At 60.4% G+C, this 11,025-nt stretch carries 8 protein-coding genes and 1 pseudogene; 4 read left to right on the top strand and 5 right to left on the bottom strand.

The features are described 5' to 3' along the window. Together ABYT07_RS15260 and ABYT07_RS15255 are read right to left on the bottom strand one after the other, a co-directional pair. A pseudogene (locus ABYT07_RS15260) lies at positions 1 to 794 on the bottom strand (MFS transporter); the annotation flags it as partial. A gap of 158 nt (positions 795 to 952) precedes the next feature. Next, entirely contained in the window at positions 953 to 3,148 is a 2,196-nt protein-coding gene (locus ABYT07_RS15255; RefSeq protein ID WP_372992899.1) for a primosomal protein N', read from the bottom strand. A gap of 119 nt (positions 3,149 to 3,267) precedes the next feature. Here ABYT07_RS15255 and fsa point away from each other — a divergent pair, with 119 nt between their 5' ends. The 3 genes from fsa to ABYT07_RS15240 all read left to right on the top strand — a co-directional run bounded on the left by fsa (position 3,268) and on the right by ABYT07_RS15240 (position 5,866). Next, entirely contained in the window at positions 3,268 to 3,921 is a 654-nt protein-coding gene (gene fsa, locus ABYT07_RS15250; RefSeq protein WP_372992898.1) for a fructose-6-phosphate aldolase, read from the top strand. Between the two features lie 296 nt (positions 3,922 to 4,217). After that, complete coding sequence (locus ABYT07_RS15245; RefSeq protein ID WP_372992897.1) at positions 4,218 to 4,925, top strand: DUF484 family protein; 708 nt, start codon at positions 4,218 to 4,220, stop codon at positions 4,923 to 4,925. After that, complete coding sequence (locus tag ABYT07_RS15240) at positions 4,922 to 5,866, top strand: tyrosine recombinase XerC (RefSeq protein WP_372992896.1); 945 nt, start codon at positions 4,922 to 4,924, stop codon at positions 5,864 to 5,866. The genes ABYT07_RS15245 and ABYT07_RS15240 overlap by 4 nt, the downstream gene beginning before the upstream one ends. Before the next feature lie 8 nt (positions 5,867 to 5,874). Here the strand turns inward: ABYT07_RS15240 and meaB are convergent, their stop codons facing one another. Then, on the bottom strand, positions 5,875 to 6,855 hold the full coding sequence (meaB, locus tag ABYT07_RS15235; protein WP_372992895.1) for a methylmalonyl Co-A mutase-associated GTPase MeaB: 981 nt from the start codon (positions 6,853 to 6,855) through the stop codon (positions 5,875 to 5,877). A gap of 106 nt (positions 6,856 to 6,961) precedes the next feature. On the opposite strand from meaB, the gene hrpB reads away from it, so the two are divergent. Further along, positions 6,962 to 9,376 carry an ATP-dependent helicase HrpB gene (hrpB, locus tag ABYT07_RS15230; protein WP_372992894.1) on the top strand — a complete coding sequence of 805 codons (2,415 nt, stop codon included), beginning with the start codon at positions 6,962 to 6,964 and terminating at the stop codon, positions 9,374 to 9,376. 420 nt (positions 9,377 to 9,796) lie between these two features. Here hrpB and ABYT07_RS15225 read toward each other — a convergent pair whose 3' ends face one another. Then, entirely contained in the window at positions 9,797 to 10,489 is a 693-nt protein-coding gene (locus tag ABYT07_RS15225; RefSeq protein WP_372992893.1) for an anti-sigma factor domain-containing protein, read from the bottom strand. Then, on the bottom strand, positions 10,486 to 11,025 hold a 540-nt coding region (locus ABYT07_RS15220), incomplete at its 5' end, for a sigma-70 family RNA polymerase sigma factor (protein ID WP_372992892.1). The genes ABYT07_RS15225 and ABYT07_RS15220, both read right to left, overlap by 4 nt.

Here is an 11,025-nt window from a genome sequence, read left to right as displayed (position 1 = left end):
GCAAAGATCATGTTGGCAATCAAGTTGACCAAAAACAACAGCGTGATCTCGTGGACGTCAAAGCCAAAGCGTTCAACCATCATGAACCCGGCAAAAACGACAAAAATCTGCCGCCGCGCGCCCGACATAAATTGCAGCGCATAATAAAGCCAATACCGCTTACGCAGCACCATCTTCTTGATCTGTGGCGTCGGCGCTTCGAACTGGGGATAGGCAAAGATCGCAAAAATCGCGATCACTACGGTGACGCCACCACCAATCAGATAGACGATATTATAGGACAGCGACAGCGTGTCCCACAGTGCCATGATCGCCAGATACGCCACCAGCGTCGCCGCAGACCCAGCGGCCATCAGCCAGCCCAACATACGCGGTGCGTCTTCAATCTTGAGCCATTGCAACTGCAGTGACTGGTTCACCGTCTCGTAATAATGAAACCCGATCGAGCTAAGCATCGTGATGGTCAAGATCCCGCCCATTGACGGAAACCACGCCGTCACGGCGGTGGCCGCGCCCAGCAAAACCAGTGACACCAGCCCTAAAACCTGTTCACGCACAAAGATAATAATCGCAATGACACCGACGGCCAGAAACCCGGGAATTTCGCGCACCGTATGCAGCAACCCGATGTCAGCGCCATCAAACCCCGCCACCTCGATCACAAAGTTGTTCAGCAGCGCCGACCATGTATTAAAGGCGATGGGCATTGCCAAAGCCATCAGGAACAACAGCGCCACGGGGCGGCGCCAAAACGGCTGATGCTTGGCATCTTCAAGGGTCACAAATTGGGTCATGCCTCCCCATTACGCCTCTTGCCCCCCCTTGACGAGGTCAAAACAAACGCCCCGCCGCACATCACGCACGACCCTCGCTTCCAAATGGAAATGAATCCTCGCCGAAGGCATTTTTTGCTCCGCGGGGTAAAACCACAAAGACTCTGCACCATTTCGATTTAGTAAAAGCTCTGCGGATCAATATCCACGGCGATCCGCAGATCGCCCTTCAACCGCAACTGCCCGACCCATTTCGCCAAAGCATCCTGCAACGGCACCGACTTGTCAGCCTTCACCAAAAGCCGCACTCGATGTCGCCCGCGTACCCGTGCAATCGGCGCAGGCGCGGGCCCGTAAACCTTTGCCCCCACCGCGCGCAACGGTCCGTCTTGCCGCGCAAGCTGGTTGCCCGCCTCAAAAACAGCCGCAACATCCGGCCCGCTTAGAATAATCCCCGCCATGCGCCCATAAGGTGGCACACCGGCCTGACGCCGCTCGCCAGCTTCGGCCTTCCAGAAACCTTCCTCGTCCCCTGCCAGAATTGCGCGAATAACAGGGTGGTCCGGCTGGTAGGTCTGCAACAACGCGGTCCCCGGTGCCTCTGCCCGCCCGGCACGCCCCGCGACTTGCCGCATCAGTTGAAAGGTCCGCTCGGCTGCGCGCAAATCTGACCCCATCAGGCCCAGATCGGCATCAATCACCCCGACCAGCGTGAGGTTGGGAAAGTTATGCCCCTTCGCCACCAACTGCGTGCCGATGATGATATCTGCGGCACCCTCGGCGATGCCCGCAATTTCCGCCTTCAACGCCCGCGCCGACCCGTACATGTCCGAACTCAATGTGGCGACCCGCGCGTCAGGCCACAGGGCTGCGGCCTCTTCGCCCAGACGTTCCACACCTGGCCCTACCGCTGCCAGCTTGCCTTCTGCCTCGCAGGACGGGCAGGCATCGGGCATTGGTTTGCTTTCGCCGCATTGATGGCAGACCAAACGCTTGAGAAACCGGTGTTCGACCATGCGCGCGTCGCAATCATCACACCCGATCTGGTGCCCACAGGCGCGGCAAAGCGTCACTGGCGCATAGCCACGGCGGTTGATGAACAGCATCGCCTGCTCGCCACGCTCTAGGCGTTTGTCGACCTCGGCGCGCAATGTCGGGGACACCCATTTATCGCTGGGCAACCCTTCGGAGCGCATGTCGATTGCGCCCATCTGCGGCATTACCGCTGGCCCGAACCGCGATGTCAGCTCAACCCGCGTGTATTTTCCAGCTTCGGCATTGGCCCAACTTTCCAACGACGGCGTGGCGGATGCCAGCACCACTTGCGCCCCACAGATTGACGCCCGCAAGACCGCCATGTCGCGTGCGTTGTACAAAACGCCCTCTTCTTGCTTGTAGGAGGTGTCATGTTCCTCGTCGACAACGATCAGCCCAAGGTTCTGGAACGGCAGGAACAACGCAGACCGCGCACCGATCACGACCTGCGCATTCCCCTGCCCGACCATGCGCCAAATTCTGCGGCGTTCTGTCATGGTCGCCCCCGAATGCCATTCCGCAGGTTTGGCCCCGAACCGCGCCGCAATCCGGTGCAAGAACTGTTCCGTCAGCGCGATTTCCGGCAGCAACACCAAGGCCTGCCGCCCTGCCTTTAACGCGGCGGCCACGGCTTCAAGATAGACCTCGGTCTTGCCCGATCCGGTGACACCACGCAGCAACGTCGTGCCATATTTGCCCGAGGCAACGCCCGTCGCCAGCAGCGCCGATGCCGCGGCCTGATCTGCGGTCAGATCCTTGCTGGGCAGGCTTGGATCCATGCGGGCAAAGGGGACATCGCGCGGGCTGTCTTGCTCAAGCACCGCGTCTTGGGCCACCAACCCTTTGATGACCGACGATGTGACCCCCGCCATTTCGGCCAGCTCCTTAAGCGTGAAAGACAGATCACCATACTCTGCCAAAGTCGCCAACACCCGGCGGCGGGCATCGGTCATGCGGTCGGGTTCCGCCACGCCCCTCCGGTAGATTTTGCGCATCGACGGCGGGTCGCCCAGACCCGGCGCACGGGTCGCCAGCCGAAGCATCGCAGGCATTGGTGTCAGGGTATAGGCGGCGGCGCGGGCCAAAAAACTGCGCAATTCCTCGCGCATCGGGGCCGCGTCCAGCACGCGAATAACCGACCGTATTTTGGACAGCTCGTAATCGCCCTGCCCCGCACCCCAGACCACGCCTAGGACCTTGCGCGGCCCCAAAGGCACCTCGACAAATGCGCCCAGATGGCAACCGCCTTCGGGGGCTTTATAGTCCAGCGCACGGCCCAAAGGCTGCGTGGTCAACACGCCGACAAGTTCACCTTGATGAAAGAATTCAGGGGGGGGCACCAGCGTCTCCGGCTTGGGATAAAGAGAATTAGGGTTTCGGCACCGCAGTTCATAGGCTAAAGCCCCTTGGCAAGAGACATAGCCAATCGCGCCTCCCATTCCAACCAGAAGGACCAAATATGAAATTCTTCGTAGATACCGCCGAAATTGATGCAATCGCCGAACTGAACGATCTGGGCATGGTCGACGGGGTCACCACCAACCCGTCGCTGATCCTGAAATCAGGCCGCAACATTCTGGAAGTCACCAAAGAGATTTGCGATCTGGTCGATGGTCCCGTTTCTGCCGAAGTCGTCGCCCTCAAGGCCGAAGACATGATCGCCGAAGGCCGCAAGCTGGCCGAGATCGCTGAGAACATCACCGTCAAGCTGCCGCTGACATGGGACGGGCTGAAAGCCTGTAAAGTGCTGTCCGGCGAAGGCAAAATGGTCAACGTCACGCTGTGCTTTTCCGCAAATCAGGCGCTGATCGCCGCCAAAGCGGGCGCGACGTTCATCTCCCCCTTCATCGGGCGTCTGGACGACATCAACCTTGATGGCATGGAACTGATCCAGGACATCCGCACGATCTATGACAACTACGGGTTCGAGACGCAGATTTTGGCCGCCTCTATCCGGTCACCCAACCACGTGTTGGAAGCGGCCCGCATCGGTGCCGATGTAATGACCGCCCCACCAGAGGTGATCAAAAAGCTCGCGTCGCATCCGCTGACCGACAAGGGTCTGGAACAGTTCATGGCCGATTGGGCCAAGACCGGTCAGAATATTCTCTAAGCTTTTTGCCTGGATGAAAAACCTAGCGCGCGATGCTTTCAAGCAACGCGCGCAAAAATGACGGGCTTAGCGGGAAAAGCTTGTTGGCCTGTTCAGGCAAGGGTTGTGCGGCTTCTTTCATCTTTCCAGTGAACACAGCAACATGTGCGCTCGCTATCGAAATGCTGCATATGCCGTCTGCCGTGGCTGCGGTGCGCGCCATTTCGCTGAAAAAACAGGCGCATTCTCAAAAGAAAAATGCAGATTTTGCAAATACCGCATGCTAAGACAGGCAAAATCAAAAAAACGAGACGAGCATGAGCAGCAACCACAAGATCGAAGATTCTCTTCGGGAAGCGATTATTTCGCAGCCTGATGTCATTTTGGACGACAACGATGTGATGCAGGCCCTGATCGCGGCGAATGAACGCGCGATGGGTGGCAACATTGTGGACCTGCGCGGCATCGCGATGGACCGTCTGGAAACACGGCTGGACCGGCTTGAGGATACGCATCGCAATGTGATTGCGGCAGCCTATGAAAACCTTGCTGGCACCAATCAAATTCACCGCGCCATTTTGCGGATGCTGGACCCGGTCGAATTTGAAACCTTCCTGCGGGATCTGGGTGGTGAAGTCGCCGATATCCTTCGGGTGGATGCGGTCCGGCTGGTGCTTGAATCGGTCCAAAACGACAATGATCCTGCGGTCAAACGTCTGGGCGATGTGCTGAACGTCGCCGAACCGGGGTTTATCGATGATTATCTGACCGCAGGGCGTGGTGGCACGGTGCGGCAGGTGACTTTGCGCGGCGTGCAAGACAGCCCAGAAACAGTCTACGGCGGTGCTGCAGACTGGATCCGTTCCGAAGCCTGCCTTAAGCTGAACTTTGGCGATGGCCGCCTGCCCGGTTTGCTGATCCTCGGATCAGAAGATCCACATATGTTTGGCCCGCAACAAGGCACCGATTTATTAGGCTTTTTCGCGGGTGTGTTTGAGCGCGCGATGCGCCGCTGGTTGTCTTGAGCAGCGCCACCAACACGCTCTTGATCAGCCCGGCCGCACGGGACGCTTTGCAAACGTGGCTGGATCATCAACGCGCCCTCAAAGGGGCCGCCGAGAATACGATCACCGCCTATCAAGGCGATGTGACCGATTTTCTGGCCTTCATGACATTGCACAAGGGCGACAGCATCGGCTTGGGCGCATTGGCGAAAATCACCATCTCGGACATGCGCAGCTGGATGGCCCAGACACGCGGGCCGGATGTTGGCCCGCGGTCACTGGCGCGCAAACTGTCAGCCGTAAAAGCGTTCTATCGCTGGCTGGCAGAGCGTGAAGGTTTTGAACCTACTGCGGTCTTATCTACACGGTCACCCAAGTTCCCCAAGAAATTGCCGCGCCCTTTGGCTGTGGATGCTGCAAAAGCCATGATCGACTGCGTTGAGCTGCAATCGCGCCACCCTTGGGTGGCCGCGCGCGACGTGGCTGTATTGACGCTGCTTTGGGGCTGCGGCTTGCGGATATCCGAAGCGCTTGGCCTGAAAGGGGCCGATGCGCCCCTGCCAGACGTGTTGCGCATTGTCGGGAAGGGCGGAAAAGAACGTGTCGTGCCGGTGTTGCCTGCCGCCCGTGATGCGGTTGACGCCTATGTGCGGGCATGTCCACATACACAAGAACGTGGTTCGGCGCTTTTCAGGGCCGTGCGCGGCGGCCCCTTGGCAGCGCGCGCCATCGCCCAGGTGATGGCAGATGCCCGAATGCAACTGGGCCTTCCTGCAACGGCGACGCCACATGCGATGCGCCACAGCTTTGCAACCCATCTGCTGGACGCGGGCGGTGATTTACGCGCGATACAGGAACTGCTTGGCCACGCGTCTTTATCGACGACACAGGCCTATACAGCGGTTGATACCGCGCGGCTTATGGATGTCTACAACCGCGCCCATCCCAAAGCTGGCGGTTAAAACAGCCCTTACGCCAAGGACCGGTCAAGCTGCGCTACGAAATCCAGCGCGGCTTTTGTCGGGTCTTCCAATCCTTGCGCCACAAGGTCGCTTAGCTCGGCCAAGGCCGCTTTTGCCTTTGGTGCCTCCAACTGTGCCAGCAGCGCATGTTTCACGGCCTGTTCAAACCAATACCGCGCCTGCGCTGCGCGGGTGCGCTGCCAAAACCCGTGATCCTTGCGCCACCCGGCCAGCGTCTGGACCTCTGCCCATGCCTCTGACAACCCGTTTTCCTCTAGGGCCGACACCATCATGGCTTTGGGAAACCCATCGGGGTCCTGCAGGCGCTTGCGCAGCAGTCTTAACGCACCGGCATAATCCGCACAGGTCCTTGACGCCGCAGGTTTCAGATCACCGTCAGCCTTGTTCACGACGATGATATCCGCCATCTCCATGATCCCGCGTTTGACACCTTGCAATTCGTCCCCGCCTGCGGGTGCCAAAAGCAGCAAGAACACGTCTGACATTTCAGCAACAACAGTCTCGGACTGCCCGACACCAACGGTTTCAATCAGCACCACGTCAAATCCTGCCGCCTCGCACAGGGTGACCGCCTCGCGGGTGCGCCGGGCAACGCCGCCCAGATGCGTCTGGCTGGGGGACGGGCGAATAAACGCGGCCCGTTCCCGCGCAAGCAGGTCCATGCGGGTCTTATCGCCCAAAATCGACCCGCCAGAGCGGCTGGAGGACGGATCAATCGCCAGAACCGCAACCCGCAGCCCCTGCCCGATCAGCATCATCCCAAAGCTTTCGATAAGCGTCGATTTACCCACCCCCGGCGTGCCGGACAAACCGATCCGTAAGGCTTCGTGTTCTTTTGGTAGGGCCGCCAGCAACGCCGTGGCCTGTTCGCGGTGATCCGCCCGCGACGATTCGACCAGCGTGATCCCGCGCGCCAGTGCGCGGCGTTCGCCCGCGACGATGCCTTTGGCCAACTTGTCGATATCCATGCAACAGCCCCTTTATCTTGGCCTGCATCTTTCAGATGATCTTTGGCAAATGTCCAGACCAAGGCAAGGCTTGGCGGCGCGCGCGGATTGACCCATAACCCACCCCATGAGCTTTGAACTTCCCATAGATCACGTCATGCCGCAGGTGATTGACGCGTTGCGTCAAACCGGGCGCGTCGTGCTGCAAGCCCCACCCGGTGCGGGCAAGACCACCCGCGTGCCGCTTGCGATGCTGGATGCTGGCCTGACCCAAGGCCGGATTATGATGCTCGAACCGCGCCGTCTTGCCGCGCGCGCCGCAGCCGAAAGGATGTCGGCGACTTTGGGACAACAGGTTGGCCAGACCGTCGGCTATCGGGTGCGCGGTGCTTCGGCCATCGGATCAGACACCCGGATCGAAGTCGTGACCGAAGGCATCCTGACCCGCATGTTACAGGAAAACCCGGACCTGCCCGGCATTGGTGCGGTAATCTTTGACGAATTCCACGAACGATCCCTGAATGCGGATTTGGGGCTGGCGCTGTGCCTTGAGGTTGCAGGCGCGCTGCGCGACGATCTGCTGTTGGTCGCAATGTCCGCGACCTTGGATGCCGCCCCCGTCGCCGCGTTGATGGACGCGCCGATCGTGACCTCGGAAGGGCGCAGCTTTGCCGTGACGCCGCGCTGGCTGGACCGGCCCGTCGGCACGCAAAGGTTCGAACAGGCGATGGCTGATCTGGTGATCCATGCCTTGGAAACGGCCCCCGGCTCTGCCTTGGTGTTCCTGCCTGGAGAGGGCGAAATTCGCCGCGTTGAATCCGTGCTGCAAAACCGGTTGCCGCCCGATTGTGCCCTTGCCCCCCTGTTTGGCGCGATGGAGTTCAAAGCACAGCGCGCCGCCATCGAACCCCCAGCCAATGGACGCAAGATTGTGCTGGCGACATCCATCGCCGAAACCTCGCTAACGATCGAAGGTATTCAGATTGTTGTGGATGGGGGCCGCGCACGGCGCGCGCAGTTTGATCCGTCCTCCGGCATGTCGCGGCTGGTGACCGACCGCGTGACCCGGGCCGAGGCCACCCAGCGGGACGGACGTGCGGGCCGTGTGTCCGAAGGGGTTTCCTTCAAGCTCTGGACACGCGGCGAAGAAGGCGCGCTGCCGGCCTTCCCCCCAGCCGAGATCGAAGTCGGCGATCTGTCATCTTTCGCGCTTGAACTTGCGATGTGGGGCGCACGCGCGGCCGACCTTAGCTTTGTGACGCCGCCCCACGAAGGGCGATTGGCCGAAGCGCAAGGCGTCTTGCAAATGTTGGGCGCGCTGGACCACGCAGGCCGCATCACCGAACACGGGCGCGCGTTGGCACGGCTGCCGCTGCATCCCCGCTTGGCGCATATGGTCGCCAAAGGCGGGCCGCACGCGCCAACGCTGGCGGCGATCCTGTCTGAACGTGATCCCCTGCGCGGTGCCCCGATTGATCTGGCGCTGCGCATGGATGCTGTGGCGGGCAAGCGTACCTTGGGCGAGGTCAACCATGCCACCATCGCCCGCATCCGCCAAGAGGCCAAGCGCCTTGCGCGCGGCCAGTCGCGCCACGGGCCGGACACGCTGGGGGTGCTGGCCGCCCTTGCCTACCCTGACCGCGTGGCATTGCGGCGCAAGGGCGATGCACCGCGTTTCGTGATGTCGGGCGGTAAAGGGGCCATCGTGCAGGACAGCGACCCCATGGCCGGAGAGCGTCTGATCGTGGCGACCGATCTGGACGGCGACCCCCGCGAGGCGCGCATCCGCCAAGCCGTGCGTCTGTCGGATGCCGATCTGCGCGACACATTCCCCGATCAGATTGACTGGCACGCGGTCTGCAACTGGTCGCGCCGCGAGGGGCGTGTGTTGACCCGCCAACAAGAACGCTTTGGCGCGCTGGTGCTGGATGATCGCGCATGGTCCGATGCCGCACCCGAAGACATCGCGCGCGCCATGCTGGACGGGGTCCGACAGTTGGGATTGATGCCGGGCAAGGCCGCGTCGCTGTTTTTGGCGCGTGCGCGGCTGATGGGGGACGACTTTCCTGATTTTTCGGAAACCCATTTGATGGCCACCATCGAAGACTGGCTCCTGCCGCATCTGACCGGCGCGCGCAGCACCGGCGATTGGAAAGGCTTTGATCTGCTGCCAGCCCTGACAGCGCGGCTGTCTTGGGACGAACAACAAATGCTCGACAAGGCCGTGCCCGCGCATTTCACCACACCACTGGGCCGCAAGCTGGCAATTGATTATGACGGGGCGCAACCGCAGATTTCCCTGCGCCTGCAAGAAGTGTTCGGCGTGACCCGTCATCCAATGATTGGCGGGCAACCCCTGCAAGTGACCTTGCTGTCCCCCGCCCAGCGCCCGGTTCAGGTGACAACCGATCTGCCGGGGTTTTGGGCCGGGTCCTATGCGGATGTGCGCAAAGACATGCGCGCCCGCTATCCGCGCCACCCCTGGCCAGAGGATCCCACGCAGGCGGACCCCACGCTGCGGGTCAAACCGCGCGGCACATAAAAACAGGGCACTTGCGCGATGGTCACACCGCGGGGCAGGACACATCGCACTGCACACGCCAAAACGAAAACGCCGGCTGCAACAGCAGCCGGCGTTACTCGTTACATAGCGCAATTGCGCTGGCACTTGTTAAGCTCGTTAGCGGGGCAAATCGTTACCCTGTAGTCAACTCGTTATCGCCTGCGATAAACCAAAGGGCATCGCGACCCGTTCCAGCGAAAGAACCTGACCCATCACACATGCAAAGCGCCGGATTTTAATACCGGAACCTGGCCAGTTTTCTGCCGCTGTCCCTTTATCCACGCAAGACAATGACGAAGAGTTTCAGGCCGAGGGAAATATTTGGTGGTTTTGAAATAAAATTTTGAAGCCCCTTACGTCAACACACAGGCTGACAGGGCCGAACCTTGCACGCTGAGGTCAAAGTTCGGTCATCGCCCCCACTGCCAGCACATCGCCCGTAGGGGCACCCGTAGGCGAGCCGCCCAAAGGTTCATCCGAGATGGCCAGCGTGATCTGGGCGGCTTGACTGCGCAGCCCTTCAGGCACCAGCACGCGCACGGTTTCACGTTCTGGCAAAACACCCAGCGATACGGGGGCCTGACCGGGCAAAATTGCCCATAATTCGAATGCGCGGTTCGGGATCGTCTGGCCGGATACACGGCGCAGGGCAATCTCGTGCTTGACCGGTTCAACGACCGCAAGTATCTGCAACCCGCTTGTTTCACTGACCAATTGTGCAGCAAGAACGGTGGGCTGGGTAACCGGCCCCGTCTTGATCTGAAGCAGCTGCACGCCAAGATATCCCGCAAACAAGATTGCGGCGATGCTGAAACCCTGCCACAGCCAGACACGCTGCAAGACCGACACGCGCGGTTTCGGGAAAACCCGTTCCAGCGTTTTTTTCTTAAGCTTCGCAGACGGTTTGACCGGGGTGATCCCATCGGTCATCGCGGCAAAGCGTTCCTGCCAAAAGACCATTCTTTGGGCAAATCCGGCATCTGTCGCCATGCGTCGCCGCGCGGCGGCCTGATCATCTGAGGACGCCAGCCCCAAAACCAGTTCGGCAGCCATCAGATCATCGTCCGGGGGGGTGTCTTGAATATCGGTCATTGGCTCATACACTCCCGTAGGGCGATCAGACCACGGCGCAGCCAAGTGCGCATCGTGTTCAGTGGCACGCCGAACCGGTCCGCCAGATCTGCATAGGTTTCACCATCCAGATAGGCACCTCGGATGGCCTTGCCACGGTCTTCTTCAAGCGTATCCAGACAACCGGACAGGCGCGACGCCTCTGATGTGGCAACTGCATACTCTTCGGGGTTGGGGCCCGGCGACACCAGTTCCAGCCCCGGCGTATCAATATCCTGATGGCCCTTCTTGCGCGCACGCAGCCGGTCAATCGACGTATTGCGCGCGATCGTGATAAGCCACGTCATCGGGCTTAGGCCATTGGAATGATACCTGTCGGCGTTGTTCCATATTTTGACAAAAGTGTCCTGCATTGCATCCTCTGCTGCGGCGCGTTTGTTCAAGACACGCAAGCAGACCCCGAATAGTTTCGCACTGATCCGGTCGTATAGCTGATCGAACGCGGCACGATCCTTAAGCGCAATGCGCGCGATCAGGTTCTCGATTTCTTGGCGGTC

Source organism: Sulfitobacter sp. (genome assembly GCF_041552635.1).
Lineage (GTDB): Bacteria > Pseudomonadota > Alphaproteobacteria > Rhodobacterales > Rhodobacteraceae > Sulfitobacter.
This window is presented reverse-complemented; position numbering and strand designations above follow the sequence as displayed.

Coding starts and splice junctions, on each gene's coding strand:
- fsa (WP_372992898.1), top strand. CDS start 3,268: ATGAAATTCTTCGTAGATACCGCCGAAATTGATGCAATCGCCGAACTG.
- ABYT07_RS15245 (WP_372992897.1), top strand. CDS start 4,218: ATGAGCAGCAACCACAAGATCGAAGATTCTCTTCGGGAAGCGATTATT.
- meaB (WP_372992895.1), bottom strand. CDS start 6,855: ATGGATATCGACAAGTTGGCCAAAGGCATCGTCGCGGGCGAACGCCGC.
- hrpB (WP_372992894.1), top strand. CDS start 6,962: ATGAGCTTTGAACTTCCCATAGATCACGTCATGCCGCAGGTGATTGAC.
- ABYT07_RS15225 (WP_372992893.1), bottom strand. CDS start 10,489: ATGACCGATATTCAAGACACCCCCCCGGACGATGATCTGATGGCTGCC.